Annotated in this window: 19 protein-coding genes and 2 tRNA genes; 20 read left to right on the top strand and 1 reads right to left on the bottom strand. The window is 58.4% G+C overall.

The window, feature by feature from the left end; translation table 11 throughout:
• Window position 1: 1 nt before the first annotated feature.
• From dnaK to AC1RAC_RS14640, 7 genes are all read left to right on the top strand, one after another.
• Window positions 2–1918 carry a molecular chaperone DnaK gene (gene dnaK / locus AC1RAC_RS14670; RefSeq protein WP_014719959.1) on the top strand — a complete coding sequence of 639 codons (1917 nt, stop codon included), beginning with the start codon at window positions 2–4 and terminating at the stop codon, window positions 1916–1918.
• Window positions 1919–2234: 316 nt separating this feature from the next.
• Window positions 2235–3359: a molecular chaperone DnaJ gene (gene dnaJ / locus AC1RAC_RS14665; protein WP_054896114.1), complete on the top strand. Its 1125-nt coding sequence runs from the start codon at window positions 2235–2237 to the stop codon at window positions 3357–3359.
• A 10-nt stretch (window positions 3360–3369) separates the two neighbouring features.
• Window positions 3370–4176 carry a 4-hydroxy-tetrahydrodipicolinate reductase gene (gene dapB / locus AC1RAC_RS14660; protein ID WP_014719957.1) on the top strand — a complete coding sequence of 269 codons (807 nt, stop codon included), beginning with the start codon at window positions 3370–3372 and terminating at the stop codon, window positions 4174–4176.
• Between the two features lie 259 nt (window positions 4177–4435).
• Complete coding sequence (carA, locus tag AC1RAC_RS14655; protein WP_003194208.1) at window positions 4436–5572, top strand: glutamine-hydrolyzing carbamoyl-phosphate synthase small subunit; 1137 nt, start codon at window positions 4436–4438, stop codon at window positions 5570–5572.
• A gap of 105 nt (window positions 5573–5677) precedes the next feature.
• Window positions 5678–8899, top strand: coding sequence for a carbamoyl-phosphate synthase large subunit (gene carB, locus AC1RAC_RS14650; protein ID WP_054898018.1), 3222 nt, complete (start codon window positions 5678–5680; stop codon window positions 8897–8899).
• 2 nt (window positions 8900–8901) lie between these two features.
• Window positions 8902–9378, top strand: a complete 477-nt coding sequence (gene greA / locus AC1RAC_RS14645) for a transcription elongation factor GreA (protein WP_032873232.1) — start codon at window positions 8902–8904, stop codon at window positions 9376–9378.
• 28 nt (window positions 9379–9406) lie between these two features.
• Window positions 9407–9811, top strand: coding sequence for a hypothetical protein (locus AC1RAC_RS14640; RefSeq protein WP_054898019.1), 405 nt, complete (start codon window positions 9407–9409; stop codon window positions 9809–9811).
• Between the two features lie 9 nt (window positions 9812–9820).
• Here the strand turns inward: AC1RAC_RS14640 and AC1RAC_RS14635 are convergent, their stop codons facing one another.
• The gene (locus AC1RAC_RS14635; RefSeq protein ID WP_003176146.1) at window positions 9821–10129 is read right to left on the bottom strand and encodes a YhbY family RNA-binding protein; all 309 of its coding nucleotides are present in this window, start codon (window positions 10127–10129) and stop codon (window positions 9821–9823) included.
• A gap of 107 nt (window positions 10130–10236) precedes the next feature.
• Here AC1RAC_RS14635 and rlmE point away from each other — a divergent pair, with 107 nt between their 5' ends.
• From rlmE to truB, 13 genes are all read left to right on the top strand, one after another.
• Complete coding sequence (rlmE, locus tag AC1RAC_RS14630; RefSeq protein ID WP_003194199.1) at window positions 10237–10887, top strand: 23S rRNA (uridine(2552)-2'-O)-methyltransferase RlmE; 651 nt, start codon at window positions 10237–10239, stop codon at window positions 10885–10887.
• Window positions 10888–11087: 200 nt separating this feature from the next.
• Window positions 11088–12998, top strand: a complete 1911-nt coding sequence (ftsH, locus tag AC1RAC_RS14625) for an ATP-dependent zinc metalloprotease FtsH (protein ID WP_034127004.1) — start codon at window positions 11088–11090, stop codon at window positions 12996–12998.
• 8 nt (window positions 12999–13006) lie between these two features.
• A complete protein-coding gene (gene folP, locus AC1RAC_RS14620) occupies window positions 13007–13858 on the top strand; it encodes a dihydropteroate synthase (RefSeq protein ID WP_054898020.1) in 852 nt (283 codons plus the stop codon).
• Between the two features lie 16 nt (window positions 13859–13874).
• Window positions 13875–15212, top strand: a complete 1338-nt coding sequence (gene glmM / locus AC1RAC_RS14615; protein WP_003194195.1) for a phosphoglucosamine mutase — start codon at window positions 13875–13877, stop codon at window positions 15210–15212.
• A gap of 66 nt (window positions 15213–15278) precedes the next feature.
• The gene (tpiA, locus tag AC1RAC_RS14610; protein WP_003194193.1) at window positions 15279–16034 is read left to right on the top strand and encodes a triose-phosphate isomerase; all 756 of its coding nucleotides are present in this window, start codon (window positions 15279–15281) and stop codon (window positions 16032–16034) included.
• A gap of 4 nt (window positions 16035–16038) precedes the next feature.
• Entirely contained in the window at window positions 16039–16422 is a 384-nt protein-coding gene (gene secG, locus AC1RAC_RS14605; RefSeq protein ID WP_003194191.1) for a preprotein translocase subunit SecG, read from the top strand.
• A gap of 22 nt (window positions 16423–16444) precedes the next feature.
• Window positions 16445–16530: transfer RNA gene (locus AC1RAC_RS14600), tRNA-Leu, on the top strand.
• A gap of 96 nt (window positions 16531–16626) precedes the next feature.
• Window positions 16627–16703: transfer RNA gene (locus tag AC1RAC_RS14595), tRNA-Met, on the top strand.
• A 140-nt stretch (window positions 16704–16843) separates the two neighbouring features.
• On the top strand, window positions 16844–17302 hold the full coding sequence (gene rimP / locus AC1RAC_RS14590) for a ribosome maturation factor RimP (protein WP_032873230.1): 459 nt from the start codon (window positions 16844–16846) through the stop codon (window positions 17300–17302).
• A gap of 47 nt (window positions 17303–17349) precedes the next feature.
• The gene (nusA, locus tag AC1RAC_RS14585; protein ID WP_003194187.1) at window positions 17350–18831 is read left to right on the top strand and encodes a transcription termination factor NusA; all 1482 of its coding nucleotides are present in this window, start codon (window positions 17350–17352) and stop codon (window positions 18829–18831) included.
• Window positions 18832–18858: 27 nt separating this feature from the next.
• On the top strand, window positions 18859–21375 hold the full coding sequence (gene infB, locus AC1RAC_RS14580) for a translation initiation factor IF-2 (protein ID WP_003194185.1): 2517 nt from the start codon (window positions 18859–18861) through the stop codon (window positions 21373–21375).
• A gap of 159 nt (window positions 21376–21534) precedes the next feature.
• A complete protein-coding gene (rbfA, locus tag AC1RAC_RS14575; RefSeq protein WP_003176137.1) occupies window positions 21535–21930 on the top strand; it encodes a 30S ribosome-binding factor RbfA in 396 nt (131 codons plus the stop codon).
• Between the two features lie 3 nt (window positions 21931–21933).
• Entirely contained in the window at window positions 21934–22851 is a 918-nt protein-coding gene (gene truB / locus AC1RAC_RS14570) for a tRNA pseudouridine(55) synthase TruB (protein ID WP_014719950.1), read from the top strand.
• Window positions 22852–22904: the final 53 nt, after the last annotated feature.

Here is a 22904-nt window from a genome sequence, read left to right as displayed (position 1 = left end):
CATGGGCAAAATTATCGGTATCGACCTGGGGACCACCAACTCCTGCGTCTCCGTGCTGGAAAACGGCGTTGCAAAAGTTATTGAAAACGCCGAAGGCGCACGTACCACTCCGTCGATCATCGCTTACGCCAACGACGGTGAAATCCTCGTCGGTCAATCGGCCAAGCGTCAGGCGGTGACCAACCCGCATAACACCCTGTACGCGGTAAAGCGTCTGATCGGTCGTAAGTTCGACGAAGAAGTCGTACAAAAAGACATCAAGATGGTGCCTTACAAAATCGCCAAGGCCGACAACGGTGACGCCTGGGTTGAAGTGAACGGCCAGAAAATGTCGCCGCCGCAAATCTCGGCTGAAATCTTGAAAAAGATGAAGAAGACCGCCGAAGATTACCTCGGTGAAGCAGTGACTGAAGCGGTGATCACCGTTCCTGCCTACTTCAACGACAGCCAGCGTCAGGCCACCAAAGACGCCGGCCGCATCGCGGGCCTGGATGTAAAACGTATCATCAACGAACCAACCGCAGCCGCGCTGGCTTACGGTATGGACAAGGCCAAGGGCGACCACACCGTGATCGTTTACGACCTGGGTGGCGGTACGTTCGACGTCTCCGTGATCGAGATTGCAGAAGTTGACGGCGAGCACCAGTTCGAAGTGTTGGCCACCAACGGTGACACCTTCCTGGGTGGTGAAGACTTTGACATTCGTCTGATCGACTACCTCGTTGACGAATTCAAGAAAGAAAGCGGCATGAACCTCAAGGGTGACCCGCTGGCCATGCAGCGCCTGAAGGAAGCCGCTGAAAAAGCCAAGATCGAGCTGTCTTCCGCTCAGTCGACTGACGTGAACCTGCCGTACATCACTGCAGACGCTACCGGTCCTAAGCACTTGAACGTGAAGATCTCGCGCTCCAAGCTCGAAGCATTGGTTGAAGATCTGGTTCAGCGCACCATCGAACCTTGCCGCATCGCGCTGAAAGACTCCGGTATCGACGTTGGCTCGATCAACGACGTGATCCTGGTGGGCGGTCAGACCCGTATGCCACTGGTTCAGAAGCTGGTTACCGAGTTCTTCGGCAAAGAAGCCCGTAAAGACGTGAACCCGGACGAAGCCGTTGCCATGGGTGCTGCCATCCAGGGTGCCGTACTGGCCGGTGATGTGAAAGACGTGCTGCTGCTGGACGTAAGCCCGCTGACCCTGGGTATCGAAACCATGGGTGGCGTGATGACTGCGCTGATCGAGAAAAACACCACGATTCCTACCAAGAAATCCCAGGTGTTCTCGACTGCCGATGACAACCAGGGCGCCGTGACTATCCACGTGCTGCAGGGCGAGCGTAAGCAAGCCGCACAGAACAAGTCCCTGGGCAAGTTCGACCTGGCTGAGATTCCACCAGCACCACGTGGCGTGCCACAAATCGAAGTGACCTTCGACATCGACGCCAACGGCATCCTGCACGTCGGCGCGAAAGACAAGGCCACCGGCAAAGAGCAGAAGATCACCATCAAGGCCAACTCCGGCCTGTCTGATGAAGAAATTCAACAGATGATCCGTGATGCTGAAACCAATGCTGAAGCCGACAAGAAGTTCGAAGAGTTGGCAGGCGCCCGTAACCAGGGTGACGCGCTGGTTCACTCGACGCGCAAAATGATCGCTGATGCTGGCGACAAAGTGACCGACGAAGAGAAAACCGCAATCGAAGCGGCAGTGGTTGCCCTGGAAGCCGCCATTAAAGGCGACGACAAGGCTGCCATCGAAGCCAAGGTTGAGGAGCTGTCGAAAGTCTCCGCGCCAGTTGCTCAGAAAATGTACGCCGAGCAAGGCCAGCCGGCTGACGGCGCTGCGCAACAAGCCGAGCCTGAAGCCAAGCACGACGATGTTGTCGATGCTGAGTTCGAAGAAGTTAAAGACAACAAGTAAGTTGTCGCCCGGTTGACCGCGCACAAGCGGTGACTGGTAGGATGTCGCCGCGCGGGAGCTTGCTCCCGCGTTGGCGTGTCTGGGGTATGCGAATTTTTACAGCATGCGACAACGCTCGGATGCTGGCGGTGTGAACGGGAATGCTCCTGCTTTCCGAATGACAGTCACCGCGTTTTTGGCCGGCTCCCTGGCTGAAAGCAGTAATGACCAGGATCGTTGAATTGACGTGAGTTGGGTCCGGGCCTGTATTGGGGCTCAACGAGTTTGGCAGGGTTCAGGAGGGCCAGGTCGAACGTCCTTAAGAGTGCAAAGACTTATGGCAAAGCGTGACTATTACGAAGTATTGGGTGTGGAGCGTGGCGCCAGCGAGGCGGACCTGAAGAAGGCCTACCGTCGCCTGGCGATGAAACACCACCCGGACCGTAATCCGGATAACAAAGAATCCGAAGAGATGTTCAAAGAGGCCAACGAGGCCTACGAATGCCTGTGTGATCCCAATAAGCGTGCGGCTTACGACCAATATGGCCATGCTGGCGTCGACCCGAGCATGGGCGGCGGCGGTGCCGGTTTTGGTGGCCAGAACTTCTCCGATATTTTCGGCGACGTATTCAGCGACTTCTTCGGCGGCGGCCGGGGCGGCCAGCGTGGCGGCCCTCAGCGCGGCAGTGACTTGCGTTACACCCTGGAGCTGAACCTGGAAGAAGCCGTGCGCGGCACCAGCGTCAATATCCGTGTGCCGACGCTGGTCAACTGCAAGCCGTGCGACGGCTCGGGTGCGAAGAAAGGCTCCTCGCCGATCACTTGCCCGACCTGCGGCGGTATCGGGCAGGTGCGCATGCAGCAGGGCTTCTTCTCGGTGCAGCAAACCTGCCCGCGTTGCCATGGCCAGGGCAAGATCATTTCCGATCCGTGCGATTCCTGCCACGGCGAAGGCCGCGTCGAAGAGTACAAGACGCTGTCGGTGAAGGTACCGGCGGGTGTGGATACCGGTGATCGTATTCGCCTGTCGGGCGAAGGCGAGGCGGGTGCCCAGGGCGGCCCTACGGGCGACCTGTACGTGGTGATCAATGTGCGCGAGCACTCGATCTTCCAGCGTGACGGCAAGCACTTGTTCTGCGAAGTGCCGATCAGCTTTGTTGATGCGGCCCTGGGTGGCGAGCTGGAGATTCCGACGCTGGATGGTCGGGTCAAGCTCAAGATTCCCGAGGGGACTCAGACCGGCAAGCAGTTCCGCATTCGTGGCAAGGGCGTTGCGCCCGTGCGCGGTGGCGGTGCTGGCGACCTGATGTGCCGTGTGGCGGTTGAAACCCCGGTGAACCTGAATCGTCGTCAGCGTGAACTGCTGGAAGAGTTCCGCAGCTCGCTGGAAGGCGATGACTCGCACTCGCCGAAGACTACGGGCTTCTTCGACGGTGTAAAACGCTTCTTCGGCGACCTGTAAGGATCTGAATATGCGACGTATAGCCGTAATGGGCGCTGCCGGGCGCATGGGCAAGACGCTGGTCGAGGCGGTGCAGCAACGCTCGCCGGCCTCCGGGCTGACGGCGGCGATTGTTCGCCCAGGCAGTACGTTGATCGGCGCGGACGCAGGTGAGTTGGCCTCGTTGGGTCGCATCGGTGTTTCGTTGTCTGGCAACCTCGAGCAGGTGGCGGACGAATTCGACGTGCTGATCGACTTCACCTTGCCGGAAGTGATGCTGAAAAATCTGGCCTTCTGCCGTAAGGCGGGCAAGGCCATGGTGATTGGTACCACCGGTTTGAGTGCCGAGCAGAAACAGTTGCTAGTGGAGGCGGGCAAGGATATTCCGATCGTCTTCGCCGCCAACTTCAGTGTGGGCGTGAACCTGTCGCTGAAGTTGTTGGACCTGGCGGCGCGCGTGCTAGGTGACGAGGCTGATATCGAGATTATCGAGACTCATCACCGTCACAAGATCGACGCTCCGTCGGGCACTGCGTTGCGCATGGGTGAAGCTATTGCCGATGCGCTGGGCCGCGATTTGTCGAAAGTGGCGGTATACGGGCGTGAAGGCCACACCGGTGAGCGCGCACGCGACACCATCGGTTTTGCAACCGTGCGCGGTGGTGATGTGGTTGGCGATCACACCGTGCTGTTCGCCACCGAAGGCGAGCGCCTGGAGATCACGCACAAAGCCTCCAGCCGCATGACTTTCGCCAAGGGCGCGGTGCGTGCTGCGCTTTGGTTGGACGGCCGCGAGCCGGGCCTGTACGACATGCGTGACGTGCTGGACCTGCACTAAGCAGTAGCTAAAACGGGGGCTCAGGATTATCCTGTGCCCCCGTTTTTACCCGCTAGGCGACGTCCTGTCGCATTCCCCTGCCTTTAAGGCTCATTAGCGGTGGACCAAAAAAGCCTTTTTCTGTAAGCTACAGCTTTAGTGTGTCCACTAAAAGCGCGCAGAATAATTCAGTGAAGAAGCGGGGTGACGTGTCCATACGTCACTCCGCTTTTTTACAACCTGCGATCGCCCTTTCAGGCTTTATTTACGGGAGGTCTTCTTGACTAAGCCAGCCATACTCGCCCTTGCTGATGGCAGCATTTTTCGCGGCGAAGCCATTGGAGCCGACGGTCAGACCGTTGGAGAGGTGGTGTTTAACACTGCCATGACCGGCTATCAGGAAATCCTTACCGATCCTTCCTACGCCCAACAGATCGTTACCCTGACCTATCCGCACATCGGCAACACCGGCACTACGCCGGAAGATGTCGAGTCTGATCGTGTCTGGTCGGCGGGCCTGGTGATTCGTGACCTGCCACTGGTTGCGAGCAACTGGCGTAACACGATGTCGCTGTCCGATTACCTGAAAGCCAACAACGTTGTGGCGATCGCCGGTATCGATACGCGCCGCCTCACGCGCATCCTGCGTGAAAAAGGCTCGCAGAACGGCTGCATCATGGTCGGTGACAATATCTCCGAAGAGGCGGCGATTGCCGCGGCGCAAGGTTTCCCTGGCCTGAAGGGCATGGACCTGGCGAAAGTCGTCAGCGTCAAAGAGAAGTACGAGTGGCGTTCCACTGTGTGGGATCTGAAGACCGACAGCCACGCGACTATCGAGGCTGCCGATCTGCCTTACCACGTGGTCGCCTATGACTACGGCGTCAAGTACAACATCCTGCGCATGCTGGTCGAGCGCGGTTGCCGTGTGACCGTGGTGCCCGCGCAAACCCCTGCCAGCGATGTGCTCGCGATGCAGCCGGACGGTGTGTTCCTGTCCAACGGCCCGGGTGACCCTGAGCCATGCGACTACGCTATCCAGGCCATCAAGGACGTGCTGGAGACCGAGATTCCGGTGTTCGGCATCTGCCTTGGCCACCAGTTGCTGGCTTTGGCCTCCGGCGCCAAGACCCTGAAAATGGGCCACGGCCACCACGGCGCCAACCACCCGGTACAAGACCTGGACACCGGCGTTGTGATGATCACCAGCCAGAACCACGGTTTTGCGGTGGATGAAGCCTCCCTGCCGAGCAATGTGCGCGCCATTCACAAGTCGCTGTTCGACGGTTCCCTGCAAGGCATCGAGCGCACCGACAAGAGCGCGTTCAGCTTCCAGGGCCACCCTGAAGCCAGCCCGGGCCCGAACGACGTAGCGCCGCTGTTCGACCGTTTCATCAATGAGATGGCCAAGCGACGCTGACTGAGTGGCCTGCGGGCGGCCCCGGATTGCGGTGGCCCCCGCAGGCTCTTCAAAGATTGTTCAAGACGGCTTGCCGACTGACCTGCGGATTTGAGTGACAAACCCATGCCAAAACGTACAGACATAAAAAGCATCCTGATTCTCGGCGCTGGCCCGATCGTGATCGGCCAGGCCTGCGAATTCGACTACTCCGGCGCCCAGGCCTGTAAAGCCCTGCGCGAGGAGGGCTACCGCGTCATCCTGGTGAACTCCAACCCGGCCACCATCATGACCGACCCGGCCATGGCCGACGCCACCTACATCGAGCCGATCAAGTGGCAGACCGTTGCCAAGATCATCGAAAAAGAGCGTCCGGACGCGCTGCTGCCAACCATGGGTGGCCAGACCGCTCTGAACTGTGCCCTGGACCTGGAGCGCGAAGGCGTCCTGGAAAAGTTCGGCGTAGAGATGATCGGTGCCAATGCCGACACCATCGACAAGGCTGAAGACCGTTCGCGTTTCGACAAGGCCATGAAGTCCATCGGCCTGGCGTGCCCACGTTCCGGTATCGCCCACAGCATGGAAGAGGCCAATGCGGTCCTCGAGACCCTGGGCTTCCCGTGCATTATCCGTCCGTCCTTCACCATGGGCGGCACCGGCGGTGGTATTGCTTACAACCGTGAAGAGTTCGAAGAAATCTGCGCTCGCGGCCTGGATCTGTCGCCGACCAAAGAGCTGCTGATCGACGAATCGCTGATCGGCTGGAAAGAATATGAGATGGAGGTTGTCCGCGATAAGAAGGACAACTGCATCATCGTCTGCTCCATCGAAAACTTCGACCCGATGGGCGTGCACACTGGTGACTCGATCACCGTGGCGCCAGCACAGACCCTGACCGACAAGGAATACCAGATCCTGCGTAACGCCTCCCTGGCGGTATTGCGCGAGATCGGCGTTGAAACCGGCGGTTCCAACGTCCAGTTCGGCATCTGCCCGGACACCGGCCGCATGGTCGTGATCGAGATGAACCCACGTGTATCGCGTTCTTCGGCGCTGGCCTCGAAAGCGACCGGCTTCCCGATTGCGCGTATCGCCGCCAAGCTGGCTATCGGCTACACCTTGGACGAGCTGCAAAACGAAATCACCGGCGGCGCTATGCCGGCGTCTTTTGAGCCGTCTATCGACTACGTCGTGACCAAGCTGCCGCGCTTTGCCTTCGAGAAATTCGCCAAGGCTGATGCGCGCCTGACCACCCAGATGAAGTCTGTTGGTGAAGTCATGGCGATCGGCCGCACCTTCCAGGAATCCTTGCAGAAAGCCCTGCGCGGCCTGGAAGTTGGTGTTTGCGGCCTGGACGAGAAGCTCGACCTGAGCAGCCCGGAAAGCATGAGCATCCTCAAGCGCGAGCTGACCGTGCCGGGTGCCGAGCGTATCTGGTACGTGGCTGACGCCTTCCGTGCCGGCCTGAGCGTCGAAGATATCTTCGGCATGAACATGATCGACCCGTGGTTCCTGGTGCAGATCGAAGATCTGATCAAGGAAGAAGAGAAGGTCAAGACGCTGGGTCTGTCGTCTATCGACCGCGACCTGATGTTCCGCCTCAAGCGCAAAGGTTTCTCCGACCAGCGTCTGGCCAAGCTGCTGGGTGTGACCGAGAAGAACCTGCGTACTCATCGCCACAAGCTGGATATCTTCCCGGTCTACAAGCGCGTTGATACCTGCGCCGCAGAGTTCGCCACCGACACGGCCTACATGTACTCCACCTACGAGGAAGAGTGCGAAGCCGCGCCGACAGGCCGCGACAAGATCATCATCCTGGGTGGCGGTCCGAACCGTATCGGCCAAGGTATCGAGTTCGACTACTGCTGCGTACACGCCGCCCTCGCCCTGCGCGAAGACGGGTACGAGACCATTATGGTCAACTGCAACCCTGAAACGGTTTCCACTGACTACGACACTTCCGACCGCTTGTACTTCGAGCCGGTAACGCTGGAAGATGTATTGGAAATCTGCCGCGTCGAGAAGCCTAAAGGCGTGATCGTCCAGTACGGCGGCCAGACCCCGTTGAAACTGGCGCGTGCCCTGGAAGCTGCCGGCGTACCGATCATCGGTACCAGCCCGGACGCTATCGACCGTGCCGAAGACCGTGAGCGCTTCCAGCAGATGGTTGAGCGCCTGAACCTGCGTCAGCCGCCGAACGCCACCGTGCGCAGCGAAGACGAAGCCATCCGTGCGGCCAGCAAGATCGGCTACCCGCTGGTGGTGCGTCCGTCCTACGTACTGGGCGGCCGGGCGATGGAAATCGTCTACGAAGAAGAAGAACTCAAGCGCTACCTGCGTGATGCGGTGAAAGTCTCCAACGACAGCCCGGTGCTGCTGGACCACTTCCTCAACTGCGCCATCGAAATGGACGTGGACGCGGTTTGCGACGGTACTGACGTCGTGATCGGCGCCATCATGCAGCACATCGAACAAGCCGGCGTTCACTCCGGTGACTCCGCGTGCTCGCTGCCGCCGTACTCGCTGCCGGCGCACATTCAGGACGAGATGCGCGAACAGGTCAAGAAAATGGCCCTGGAACTGGGTGTGGTCGGCCTGATGAACGTACAGTTGGCGCTGCAAGGCGAAGACATCTACGTCATCGAAGTCAACCCGCGTGCCTCGCGTACCGTACCGTTCGTGTCCAAGTGCATCGGTGTGTCCCTTGCCATGATCGCTGCGCGTGTGATGGCCGGTAAGACCCTGAAGGAAATCGGCTTTACCAAGGAAATCATTCCGAACTTCTACAGTGTGAAAGAGGCGGTGTTCCCGTTCGCCAAATTCCCTGGGGTGGACCCGATCCTAGGCCCAGAGATGAAGTCCACCGGTGAAGTGATGGGCGTGGGCGATACCTTCGGTGAAGCGTTCGCCAAGGCCCAGATGGGTGCCAGCGAAGTGCTGCCGACCGGCGGTACTGCGTTTATCAGCGTACGTGATGACGACAAGCCACTGGTTGCAGGGGTCGCCCGCGATCTGATCAACTTGGGTTTTGAAGTCGTGGCTACCGCCGGGACCGCCAAGCTGATCGAAGCTGCCGGCCTGAAAGTACGTCGCGTGAACAAGGTGACGGAAGGCCGTCCGCATGTGGTCGACATGATCAAGAATGACGAAGTCACCCTGATCATCAACACCACCGAAGGTCGCCAGTCGATCGCGGACTCCTATTCCATTCGTCGTAATGCCTTGCAGCACAAGATTTACTGCACCACTACCATTGCTGCTGGCGAAGCTATCTGTGAAGCGCTGAAGTTCGGTCCGGAAAAGACCGTGCGTCGCTTGCAGGATCTACACGCAGGATTGAAGGCATGAGCATAACCAAATACCCGATGACCGTTCAGGGCGCGCGCGCCCTGGAAGAGGAGCACGCCCATCTGACCAAGGTCGTACGTCCAAAGCTGAGCCAGGACATCGGTACGGCCCGCGAACTGGGTGACTTGAAGGAAAACGCCGAATACCACGCTGCTCGCGAGCAGCAGGGTATGGTCGAGGCGCGGATTCGTGACATCGAGGGCCGTATGCAGAACGCGGTGATCATCGATGTCACCACCATTCCGCATACCGGCAAGGTGATTTTCGGCACGACCGTGGAAATCGCCAACGTCGAGACCGACGAAAGCGTGACCTACCAGATCGTGGGTGAGGATGAGGCTGACTTCAAGCAAGGCAAGATCTCTGTCGGCTCACCGATTGCTCGCGCCTTGATTGCCAAGGAAGAAGGCGACGTGGTTGCCGTGAAAACGCCGAGCGGCGTCATTGAGTACGAGATTGTCGAAGTTCGTCACATCTGAAAGGCGGCGCCCGCTGCATGCGGGCGCCATGCTTTGGCAGCTCTCTCAGATGCTTTGGGTGGGTGGCCTATGGCTGTTACATATTGGCGTGTTGCCGGCGTTGGGCCTGATTGGCCTGGCGCCGCTGCTGATCGATGAGATCGACGGATTGCTGAGTGCGTTGCTGGTGGGTTTTGCGGCGGCGTGCGTGATGCTTCAGGCGTTGGTGCTGATCACGGCCGAAGGCTTGAAGAGTTTGTGGCGGGATATTCGCGGGCAACTGCTGTTGATGGCGCTGTATGCATGCGCAATGTTTTGTATGGTGCATGTGTGGCTGCCGCAAGCGTTGCGCTGGCAGTTGTTCAGCTATCTTGTGCTAGGGTTCTCTGGCTTGGTGCTGGTTGCGCAGCCTGCGCCGGGATGGAGTGGCGGGGCGCGCGAAGCACGCCCTTGACCCTTTTCATCATTTGAAGCGATGAACGTTCGACAGTTGCTTGTTGACGCTGAAGTTCTTGCGATACAGCAGCGCCATCTTGCCGATGACCTGAACCAGGTCCGCTTTGCCGACCTTGCACAGTTCTGCAACGGCAGCCAGGCGCGCTTCGCGATCAAGGATGTTGACCTTGATCTTGATCAGTTCGTGATCGTTCAGTGCGCGCTCGAATTCGGCTAGCACACCCTCAGTCAAACCGTTGTCTGCCACAATCAGAACTGGTTTCAGATGGTGGCCAATGGATTTGTACTGTTTCTTCTGCTCTTGAGTGAGCGGCATAATCTGACCCCTGCGTCTGATCTTGTAAAAAGCGGCGGCCAGTTTACCCGAGCGAGTCCGGGACCGCCCAGTTAATCACGACCCGTTTTATTTTTTCGAGGTGGCCCGTGGCCCGTTCCAAAACCAGCCTTAAGTGGCTACAAGAACATTTCAATGATCCTTACGTCAAAAAGGCGCAAAAGGACGGCTACCGTTCCCGGGCCAGCTACAAGTTGCTGGAGATCCAGGACAAGGACAAATTGATTCGTCCAGGCATGAGCGTTATCGATCTCGGCGCGGCCCCCGGTGGCTGGTCCCAGGTGACCAGTCGTCTGATTGGTGGGCAAGGCCGATTGATCGCTTCGGACATCCTCGAGATGGACAGCATCCCGGACGTGACCTTTGTTCACGGCGATTTCACCGAGGACAAAGTATTGGCCGAGATCCTGGAGGCTGTGGGAAATTCGCAGGTAGACCTTGTGATTTCCGACATGGCCCCCAATATGAGTGGATTACCGGCTGTTGATATGCCGCGTGCCATGTTCCTGTGTGAACTGGCGCTGGATTTGGCAGGTCGGGTGTTGCGTCCGGGTGGTGATTTCCTGGTGAAGGTCTTCCAGGGCGAAGGTTTCGACGAGTACCACAAGAACATTCGCAAGTTGTTCGACAAGGTACAAACCCGCAAGCCGGACTCATCCCGTGACCGGTCCAGGGAGCAGTATCTGCTGTGCCGTGGCTACCGCGGGGTCGAAGGCGCGGCAAGTGAAGAGCGTTTTTGAGAAATTCGAGGGGGGCGATAGGTTTTTTTATATCGCTTTCGTCACGAAGCTTTACGAATATTGTGTAGTCAAAGTTTCACAAAGGGTTACAGACGGCGCCTGCCAGAGTTGTAGGTAATGTAGTAAGTTAGGCCGGTGAATATCATGCGAAGCGCGCGCCAGTAGCGGAGCTTGCTTCAGAGGGTAGTTAATTGAACGATATGGCAAAGAATCTGATCCTGTGGTTGATCATCGCGGCTGTCCTGGTGACGGTGATGAACAACTTCTCCAGCCCTAACGAGCCGCAGACCCTCAACTATTCCGACTTCATCCAGCAAGTTAAGGATGGCAAGGTCGAGCGCGTAGCGGTTGATGGCTACGTGATTACCGGTAAGCGCAACGATGGCGACAGCTTCAAGACCATTCGTCCAGCCATTCAGGACAACGGTCTCATCGGTGACCTGGTGGATAACAAGGTCATTGTGGAGGGCAAGCAGCCTGAACAGCAAAGCATCTGGACCCAGCTCCTGGTGGCCAGCTTCCCGATCCTGGTGATTATCGCCGTGTTCATGTTCTTCATGCGCCAGATGCAAGGTGGTGCGGGAGGCAAGGGCGGGCCGATGAGCTTCGGCAAGAGCAAGGCGCGCCTGCTCTCCGAAGACCAGGTGAAAACTACCCTGGCTGACGTTGCGGGTTGCGACGAAGCCAAGGAGGAAGTCGGTGAGTTGGTCGAGTTCCTGCGTGATCCGGGCAAGTTCCAGCGCCTGGGTGGCCGTATTCCTCGCGGTGTGCTGATGGTGGGCCCGCCGGGTACCGGTAAAACCTTGCTGGCCAAGGCGATTGCCGGCGAAGCCAAGGTGCCTTTCTTCACGATTTCCGGTTCTGACTTTGTCGAGATGTTTGTCGGCGTCGGCGCCAGCCGCGTTCGCGATATGTTCGAGCAGGCCAAGAAGCACGCGCCATGCATCATCTTCATCGACGAAATCGATGCCGTTGGTCGCCATCGTGGCGCTGGCATGGGTGGTGGTCACGATGAGCGTGAGCAGACCCTCAACCAATTGCTGGTAGAGATGGATGGTTTCGAGATGAATGACGGCATTATCGTCATCGCCGCAACCAACCGTCCGGACGTGCTGGACCCTGCGTTGCTGCGTCCGGGCCGTTTCGACCGCCAGGTTGTGGTCGGCCTGCCGGATATCCGCGGTCGTGAGCAGATCCTGAAAGTGCACATGCGCAAGGTGCCAATGGGTGACGACGTAGCTCCGGCTGTGATCGCCCGTGGTACTCCCGGTTTCTCCGGTGCTGATTTGGCGAACCTGGTGAACGAGGCTTCGCTGTTCGCTGCCCGTACTGGCAAGCGCATCGTTGAGATGAAAGAGTTCGAATTGGCGAAAGACAAGATCATGATGGGCGCCGAGCGCAAATCCATGGTCATGTCCGAGAAAGAGAAGCAGAACACCGCTTATCACGAGGCCGGCCACGCCATTGTAGGTCGCGTTGTGCCAGAGCATGACCCCGTCTACAAAGTGTCGATCATTCCCCGTGGTCGGGCACTGGGCGTGACGATGTTCCTGCCGGAAGAGGATCGTTACAGCCTCTCCAAGCGTGCGCTGATCAGCCAGATCTGCTCGCTGTATGGTGGCCGTATTGCTGAAGAAATGACCCTTGGCTTCGACGGTGTGACCACTGGTGCCTCCAATGACATCATGCGTGCCAGCCAGATCGCACGAAACATGGTGACCAAGTGGGGCTTGTCGGAAAAACTCGGCCCATTGATGTACGCCGAAGAAGAAGGCGAAGTGTTCCTCGGCCGTGGCGGCGGTGGGCAAAGCGCCAGCTTCTCGGGTGAGACAGCCAAGCTGATCGACTCCGAGGTTCGCAGCATCATTGACCAGTGCTACGGCACGGCCAAGCAGATCCTGACTGACAACCGTGACAAGCTGGACGCCATGGCTGATGCGTTGATGAAGTACGAAACCATCGATGCCGACCAGATCGACGACATCATGTCGGGCCGTACGCCGCGTGAGCCGCGCGACTGGGAAGGTGGTTCGGGTACTTCGGGCACTCCGCCTGTGGTGCAGAATGAGCGCCCTGAAACGCCTATCGGCGGCCCGGCAGCTGATCATTAAGGTTTGAAATGACTTCTGCTTTGTCCTCTACCCGGTTGCCTTGCGGCAACCGGGTTCTTGATTTGGCCCGGACGCATGTCATGGGCATCCTCAATGTAACCCCTGACTCCTTTTCCGATGGTGGCCGCTTCAGCCAGTTGGATGCCGCGTTGCGTCATGCGGAGGCTATGGTGGCTGCCGGTGCGACCCTGATTGATGTGGGTGGGGAATCGACCCGCCCCGGCGCCCGCGTTGTTTCTCCTTTGGAGGAGCTAGAGCGGGTGGCGCCCGTGGTCGAACGTATTGCCCGTGAGCTGGATGTCATCATCTCGGTAGACACCTCCACCCCGGCAGTGATGCGCGAAACCGCGCGGCTGGGGGCTGGGTTGATCAACGATGTGCGTTCGCTGCAGCGTGATGGAGCCCTTGATGCGGCCGCCGCAACGGGCCTGCCCGTCTGTCTGATGCATATGCTGGGTGAGCCCGGCAACATGCAGGACAATCCGCACTACGACGATCTGGTCGGCGAGGTGAGTGGGTTTCTTGCTGAGAGGATTGCCCAATGTGTGGCTGTGGGTATTGCGCCGGAGCAGATCATCCTCGATCCGGGGTTTGGCTTTGCCAAGACCCTGCAGCACAATCTAAGCCTGTTCAAACACATGGAAGCGCTGCACGCCCTTGGTCGCCCGCTGTTGGTCGGTGTTTCGCGCAAGAGCATGATAGGGCTCGCCCTGAATCGCCCGGTCGGCGAACGCCTGTATGGCGGCTTGGCGCTTGCGGCGCTTGCCGTGACCAAGGGCGCACGTATTTTGCGTGTGCATGATGTCGCCGAAACGGTCGATGTGGTGCGCATGCTCGCTGCTGTAGAATCAGCTGAATAAGAATGATGGAGCACTTATGACTAAAAAATATTTTGGCACCGACGGCATTCGTGGTCGGGTCGGCGAATTTCCGATCACTCCTGATTTCATGCTCAAGCTGGGTTGGGCGGCAGGCATGGCGTTCCGCAGCATGGGCGCGTGTCGCATTCTGGTGGGCAAGGACACCCGTATTTCGGGCTACATGTTTGAGTCTGCGCTGGAGGCCGGGTTGTCCGCCGCCGGGGCCGATGTGATGCTGTTGGGGCCTATGCCCACGCCGGCAATCGCTTACCTGACGCGTACCTTCCACGCTGAAGCCGGTATTGTGATCAGCGCCTCCCACAATCCTCATGATGACAATGGCATCAAGTTTTTCTCGGGGCAGGGCACCAAGCTGCCTGACGAGATCGAGTTGATGATCGAAGAGCTGCTGGATGCGCCGATGACGGTGGTCGAGTCCAGCAAGCTGGGCAAGGTGTCGCGCATTAACGACGCGTCAGGCCGCTATATCGAATTCTGTAAAAGCAGCGTCCCGAGCAGCACCAATTTTGCAGGCTTGAAGATTGTTGTCGATTGCGCCCATGGGGCGACCTACAAGGTGGCGCCGAGCGTCTTCAAGGAACTGGGCGCACAGGTTACCGTGCTGTCGGCTCAGCCCAACGGCTTGAACATCAACGACAACTGCGGTTCCACCCACATGGAGCAACTGCAGGCTGCTGTGCTGGCTGAGCATGCGGACCTGGGCATCGCTTTTGATGGCGATGGCGACCGCGTGCTGATGGTGGATCACACTGGCACGATCGTGGATGGTGATGACCTGTTGTTCATCATTGCCCGTGACCTGCATGAGCGTAACAAGCTGCAAGGTGGCGTGGTCGGCACCCTGATGAGTAATCTCGGGCTGGAATTGGCGTTGGCAGAACTGGGGATTCCCTTTATTCGCGCCAATGTCGGTGACCGCTACGTGATCGCCGAGCTGCTGGAGCGTAACTGGTTGGTCGGCGGCGAGAACTCCGGGCACGTGGTCTGCTTCCAGCACACCACCACGGGTGACGCGATCATCGCCGCGCTACAGGTGCTGTTGGCCCTGCGTCGCCGCGAGGAGAGCCTGGCCCAGGCGCGTCAAGCCCTGCGCAAGTGCCCGCAAGTGCTGCTCAATGTGCGTTTTGCCGGTGGTGAAAACCCCATCGAGCACCCTGCTGTCAAAGAGGCTTGCGAGCGCGTGACCCAGGCAATGGCGGGGCGCGGGCGCGTGTTGCTGCGCAAGTCCGGCACAGAGCCGCTGGTGCGCGTGATGGTCGAAGGTGAGGACGAAACACAGGTTCGCGGCCATGCCGAAGACCTGGCAAAACTGGTAACTGAAGTTTGCGCCTGAATTCGGCTTGCCAGTGATGATGTGGTTGGGTAACATCTGCGCCCACTTTGACCGACGGGGTACAGCATGCGTCGCACTATGGTAGCTGGTAACTGGAAGATGCACGGTACCCGCGCCAGTGTCGCTGAGCTGATCAACGGCCTTCGTCACTTGGCCTTGCCTAGCGGTGTTGACGTCGCGGTGTTCCCGCCTTGCTTGCATATCAACCAAGTGGTTGATGGCTTGAAAGGCAAGTCGATTCAGGTCGGCGCGCAGAACTCTGCGGTAGAGCCGATGCAAGGTGCGTTGACCGGCGAGATTTCGCCGAGTCAGCTGGTTGATGCGGGTTGTTCCTATGTGCTTGTCGGGCATTCCGAGCGTCGCCAGATGATGGGCGAGCGGGATGGGACGCTCAACCGCAAGTTCGCCGCAGCACAGGCTTGTGGCTTGATTCCGGTGTTGTGCATAGGGGAGACCCTTGAGCAGCGCGAATCGGGCAAGACTCTTGAAGTTGTCTCGCGTCAGCTGGGCAGCATCATCGAGGAGCTGGGTGTTGGTGCATTTGCAAAGGCAGTTATTGCTTACGAGCCGGTCTGGGCCATTGGCACCGGGCTGACTGCTACACCGCAACAGGCGCAGGATGTGCACGCAGCCATCCGCGCGCAGTTGGCGGCAGAGAATTCTGAAGTCGCACAAGGTGTGCGGCTTCTATACGGCGGCAGCGTGAAGGCGGCCAATGCGGTCGAACTGTTCGGCATGCCGGATATCGATGGGGGGCTCATTGGTGGAGCTTCCCTGAATGCAGATGAGTTCGGTGCGATCTGTCGCGCCGCGGGAAACTGAAAAAATGCTGGAAACAGTCGTAGTCGTTTTTCATCTGTTGGCTGCCCTGAGCGTAGTTGCTCTGGTTTTGTTGCAACAGGGTAAAGGTGCGGATGCTGGTGCGTCTTTCGGTGCAGGTGCTTCAAATACTGTGTTCGGAAGCCAAGGTTCCTCTACCTTTCTTAGTAAGTTTACTGCTATACTTGCCGCAGGTTTCTTCATAACCAGCTTAGGGTTAGGTTACTTTGCTAAAGAGAAAGCTCATGTGCTGACTCAAGTAGGTTTGCCAAACCCAGCAGTGTTGGAAGTTCCAAAAGCAAAACCGGCTTCTGATGATGTCCCGGTGCTTCAAGAGCAAAAGTCGGCTACTCCAGCGACTGACGTACCTCCAGCTCAAGAGCAGAAGTAAGAAGGGTTGTAAACGCTGTATTGCCGAGGTGGTGGAATTGGTAGACACGCAACCTTGAGGTGGTTGTGCCCATAGGGTGTAGGGGTTCGAGTCCCCTTCTCGGTACCAATTATCAGGAGAGCCCGCTGTTGCGGGCTTTCTTGTAGGTGGAAGGTTACATTGACCCTGTAAGGGATCGGTCGTATACTTCCGCCCCAGCTTTGTCGCGGGGTGGAGCAGTCTGGTAGCTCGTCGGGCTCATAACCCGAAGGTCGTCGGTTCAAATCCGGCCCCCGCAACCAGTTTTAGCGGAGCCCCTTTTAAGGGGCTTTTTGTTAGCTGGACACTTTCAACGCCGCTGTTCGACGGCGTTTCAAGGATGGGCGTTTCGCCCATTTTTTTATTTTGCACAGCATGCACATACATGCACGAGGGGGTTCAGGTGTCGAGCAAGCTAGAAGAGTTGCAGGCCTTGTTGGCCCCGGTGGTCGTGGCCCTAGGCTATGAATGCTGGGGTATTGAGTTTTCGGCTCAAGGTCGCCACTCAATGTTGCGCGTTTATATCGATAAAGAGGGCGGCGTGCTGGTGGACGATTGTGCCATTGTCAGCCGTCAGATCAGCGGTGTGCTGGATGTTGAAGATCCAATCTCCGTTGAATACACCCTTGAAGTTTCCTCGCCAGGCATGGAACGCCCACTGTTCACTATCGAGCAGTTTGCTAAATATGCCGGTGAACAAGTGAAGATCAAGCTGCGCTCCCCCTTTGAAGGGCGACGCAACTTTCAGGGCCTTCTGCGCGGTGTAGAAGAGCAGGATGTCGTGGTGCAGGTAGAAGACCACGAGTTCCTGTTGCCGATCGATATGATCGACAAGGCCAACATTATTCCCAGTTTTGACTGAGACGCGGATCCCGCGGATCCAATGGCTTGCGAAAGGCGAGGCGTACGATGAGCAAAGAAGTACTGCTGGTTGTTGAGTCGGTATCCAATGAAAAGGGTGTACCGGCAAGCGTGATTTTTGAAGCGTTGGAGCTGGCCCTGGCCACTGCTACCAAGAAACGTTTTGAAGACGAAGTAGATCTGCGTGTGGAAATCAACCGCCACACCGGTGCCTATGAGACTTTCCGTCGCTGGACGGTGGTCGAAGAGGACGATCTTGATGATCCGGCCATCGAAACCTGGCCAAGCAAGGTTGCGCAAACGCATCCGGGCGCTCAGGTTGGCGATGTTGTCGAAGAAAAGATCGAGTCGATCGAATTCGGCCGTATTGCTGCACAGACCGCCAAGCAGGTCATTGTGCAGAAGGTTCGCGAAGCCGAGCGCGCTCAAGTCGTTGACGCCTATCGCGAACGCCTGGGTGAAATCATCTCTGGCACCGTGAAAAAAGTTACCCGCGACAACGTGATCGTCGACCTGGGCAACAACGCCGAAGCGTTGCTGGCCCGCGAAGACATCATCTCTCGCGAAACCTTCCGTGTTGGCGTGCGTCTGCGTGCGCTGCTCAAGGAAATCCGCACCGAGAACCGCGGCCCGCAGTTGATCCTGTCGCGTACCGCGCCGGAAATGCTGATCGAGCTGTTCCGTATCGAAGTGCCGGAAATCGCCGAAGGCCTGATCGAAGTGATGGCTGCGTCCCGTGACCCGGGTTCGCGTGCCAAGATCGCGGTCCGCTCCAAGGACAAACGCATCGACCCGCAAGGCGCTTGCATCGGGATGCGCGGTTCGCGCGTCCAGGCAGTGTCGGGCGAATTGGGCGGTGAGCGTGTGGACATCGTCCTGTGGGACGATAACCCGGCGCAGTTCGTGATCAACGCCATGTCGCCAGCTGAAGTGGCGGCAATTATCGTTGACGAAGATGCCCATGCAATGGACATCGCCGTTGGCGCAGACAATCTGGCTCAGGCCATTGGTCGTGGTGGTCAGAACGTGCGTCTGGCCAGCCAACTGACCGGCTGGACCCTGAACGTGATGACCGAATCGGACATCCAGGCTAAGCAGCAAGCTGAAACCGGTGACATCCTGCGCAACTTCATCGAAGAGTTGGAAGTCGATGAAGAACTGGCACAGGTGCTGGTAGATGAAGGCTTCACCAGCCTGGAAGAGATTGCCTACGTACCGTTGGAAGAAATGCTCAACATCGACGGCTTTGACGAGGATATCGTCAACGAGCTCCGCGCTCGGGCCAAGGATCGTTTGTTGACTAAAGCCATCGCTACTGAGGAAAAGCTGGCAGACGCCCATCCGGCCGAAGACCTGCTCTCGCTTGAGGGTATGGACAAGGATTTGGCGATGGAACTGGCGGTGCGCGGCGTAATTACCCGCGAAGACCTGGCCGAGCAGTCTATTGACGATCTGCTCGACATCGACGGCATTGACGAAGATCGTGCCGGCAAGTTGATCATGGCCGCCCGAGCCCATTGGTTCGAGTAATTAGGCGCGGCCTGAGGAGAGAAGTGCATGACGCAAGTCACGGTGAAACAACTGGCCGATGAGGTCAAAACACCGGTAGAGCGCCTGTTGCAGCAGATGCGTGAGGCAGGTCTGCCGCACACCGCCGCCGATGAAGGTGTGAGCGATAGTGAGAAGCAGTCTTTGCTGACTCACTTGAAGAGCAGCCACAAGGCGAAAGTGGAAGAACCGCGCAAGATTACATTGCAGCGCAAAACCACCAGCACCCTGCGGGTTGCAGGTAGCAAGAGCATCAGCGTTGAAGTACGCAAGAAGAAAGTCTTCGTACAGCGCAGCCCGGAAGAAATCGAAGCCGAGCGCAAACGCGAGCTGGAAGAACGTCGCGCAGTAGAAAATGCTGCACGTCAGAAGGCTGAAGAAGAAGCCAAGCGTCGCGCCGAAGAAGAAGCGCGTCGCCAGCCTGCTGCTGCGCAACCTGCTGCCACTGACGCGGTCGCCGCCCCTGTTGAAGCTGTGCGTGAGGCTGCCCCGGCTGCCGCCGCACCTGCTCCTGCAGCAGACGCCCGCAAGCGCGACGAGCCTCGTCGTCCGGACAAACCACGTGCTGACGACAACAATCGTCGCGGTGGTGGTGGCGATGGCGAGCGTAAAAACGCTCCGCACCGCGCCTCGGTCAAAGAGAAAGCGCCTGCGCCACGCGTTGCCCCACGTACCACCGACGAAGAAAGCGATGGCTTCCGTCGTGGTGGTCGCGGCAAGGCCAAGCTGAAGAAGCGCAACGCCCACGGTTTCCAGAGCCCAACCGGCCCTGTCGTGCGTGAAGTGAAGATCGGCGAGACCATCACTGTGGGCGATCTGGCCCAGCAGATGTCGGTCAAGGCTGCTGAAATCATCAAGTTCATGTTCAAGCTGGGTACTCCAGCCACCATCAACCAGGTACTGGACCAGGAAACTGCCCAGTTGGTTGCTGAAGAGCTGGGCCACAAAGTGACCCTGGTCAGCGACACCGCCCTGGAAGATTCCCTGGCCGAGTCCCTGAAGTTTGAAGGTGAAGCGGTTTCCCGTGCGCCGGTCGTGACCGTAATGGGCCACGTTGACCACGGTAAGACTTCCCTGCTCGACTACATCCGTCGTGCCAAGGTTGCCGCAGGCGAAGCCGGTGGTATTACCCAGCACATCGGTGCATACCACGTTGAAACCGAGCGCGGCATGGTCACCTTCCTCGACACCCCAGGTCACGCCGCGTTTACCGCAATGCGTGCCCGTGGTGCCAAGGCGACCGACATCGTGATCCTGGTGGTTGCAGCGGACGACGGCGTAATGCCGCAGACCATTGAAGCTGTCCAGCACGCCAAGGCTGCCGGTGTTCCTCTGGTCGTTGCCGTGAACAAAATCGACAAGCCGGGCGCCGATCTCGATCGCATCCGTAGCGAACTGTCGGTTCACGGCGTGACGTCCGAGGAATGGGGTGGCGAGACGCCATTCGTATCGGTCTCGGCGAAAATGGGTACCGGCGTTGACGAACTGCTCGAAGCGGTCCTGTTGCAAGCCGAAGTCCTGGAACTGACCGCTACTCCATCGGCTCCTGGCCGTGGCGTCGTGGTTGAGTCCCGTCTCGACAAGGGCCGTGGCCCGGTTGCCACCGTGCTGGTCCAAGACGGTACCCTGCGCCAAGGCGACATGGTGCTGGTCGGTTCGAACTACGGCCGTGTACGTGCCATGCTCGACGAGAACGGCAAGCCAATCAAGGAAGCAGGTCCTGCTATCCCAGTCGAGATTCTCGGCCTGGACGGTACGCCGGACGCTGGCGACGAGATGAGCGTAGTGGCTGATGAGAAGAAAGCCCGTGAAGTGGCTCTGTTCCGTCAAGGCAAGTTCCGCGAGGTCAAGCTGGCCCGTGCTCACGCCGGCAAGCTGGAAAACATCTTCGAGAACATGGGCCAGGAAGAGAAGAAGACGCTTAACATCGTCCTCAAGTCTGACGTTCGTGGTTCCCTCGAAGCGTTGAACGGCGCCTTGAACGGCCTGGGTAACGACGAAGTGCAAGTGCGCGTTGTCGGTGGCGGTGTCGGTGGTATCACCGAATCCGACGCCAACCTGGCACTGGCTTCCAACGCTGTACTGTTCGGCTTCAACGTGCGTGCCGATGCTGGCGCTCGCAAGATCGTCGAGCAGGAAGGCCTGGACATGCGTTACTACAACGTCATCTACGACATCATCGAAGACGTCAAGAAAGCACTTACCGGTATGCTTGGCAGCGACGTCCGGGAGAACATTCTGGGTATCGCCGAGGTGCGTGACGTGTTCCGCTCGCCGAAATTCGGTGCGATCGCCGGCTGCATGGTGGTTGAAGGCACTGTGTACCGTAACCGTCCAATCCGTGTACTGCGTGAAGACATCGTTATCTTCGAAGGCGAGCTGGAATCCCTGCGCCGCTTCAAGGATGACGCTGCCGAAGTACGTGCCGGCATGGAATGCGGTATCGGCGTCAAGAGCTACAACGACGTCAAGGTTGGCGACAAGATCGAAGTCTTCGAGAAGGTTCAGGTTGCTCGCAGCCTCTAACTCGCGCACTTCAGGAGCCGCGCAGCGTGTGGGCATGCAGATGCCCCGCGTAGCGTCAGGACTCTAAACGCAACGCCCGGTCTGGCTTTTGTCAGGCCGGGCGTTTGCCGCTTTCAGACCCCACGGGTTTCACCGTGTGGCAGTAACAGGTAACAAGACATGGCAAAAGAATACAGCCGTACCCAGCGTATCGGCGATCAGATGCAGCGTGAGCTGGCCCAACTGATCCGCCGCGAAGTCAAAGACCCACGCGTTGGCCTGGTCACCATTACCGCTGTTGAAGTGAGCCGTGACGTGGGTCACGCCAAGATCTTCATCACTGTGATGGGGCAGGACAACAGCGAAGAAATCGCGCAAAGCATCAAGGTGCTCAACTCCGCCGCAGGTTTCCTGCGTATGCAGTTGGCCCGTGAAATGAAGCTGCGCAGCGTTCCACAGTTGCACTTCCACTACGACGAAAGCGTCGTGCGTGGCGCGCACCTGTCGGCCCTGATCGAGCGCGCCGTGGCTGAAGACAGCCAGCATCCGTCCACACCTGAAGACGCCAAGGAGTAAGCGGTGGCTCAGGTCAAACGTATTCGTCGCAACGTCAGTGGCATCATTCTGCTCGACAAACCCATTGGCTTTACCTCCAATGCCGCGTTGCAGAAGGTTCGCTGGCTGCTCAACGCCGAGAAGGCCGGGCATACCGGCAGCCTTGATCCATTGGCCACCGGTGTATTGCCGTTGTGCTTTGGCGAGGCCACCAAGTTTTCGCAATACCTGCTTGATTCCGACAAGGGTTACGAAACCCTGATGCAACTGGGCAAGACCACCACCACGGCGGATGCCGAAGGTGATGTTTTGCAGGTTCGCGACGTGACCGTTGGTCGTGCGGATATCGAAGCTGCCTTACCCGCTTTTCGTGGGCAAATCAGTCAGATACCGCCGATGTACTCGGCACTCAAGCGCGATGGCCAGCCACTTTACAAGCTGGCACGTGCGGGCGAAGTAGTGGAGCGCGAACCGCGTTCTGTTACTATTGCGCGCTTGGAATTGCTCGCTTGTGAAGGCGACACTGCCCGTTTGGCCGTGGACTGCAGCAAAGGCACCTATATCCGTACTCTGGTGGAAGATATTGGTGAAAAGCTCGGTTGCGGCGCGTACGTTGCAGAACTGCGACGCACCCAGGCCGGGCCTTTCAGTCTGGCCCAGACGGTCACGCTGGAAGAGTTGGAAGCGGTACACGCCGAGGGCGGCAATGAAGCGGTTGATCGCTTCCTCATGCCATCGGACAGCGGTTTGCTCGATTGGCCGCTGCTGCACTTCTCGGAGCACAGCGCGTTCTACTGGCTCAACGGCCAGCCGGTACGCGCCCCGGATGCCCCGAAGTTCGGCATGGTGCGAGTACAGGATCATAACGGTCGCTTTATCGGTATCGGTGAAGTGAGCGAAGACGGGCGCATCGCGCCGCGTCGGCTGATTCGGTCAGAATGACCGAACGAGTGTGGCTGTTAACAGGCATGGTCAACACTCATTTTTAGATACAG

The organism is Pseudomonas sp. GW823-FHT02F05, assembly GCF_058797315.1.
The sequence above is the reverse complement of the archived record's forward strand: the minus strand, read 5'-3'. Positions and strand labels throughout refer to the sequence as shown.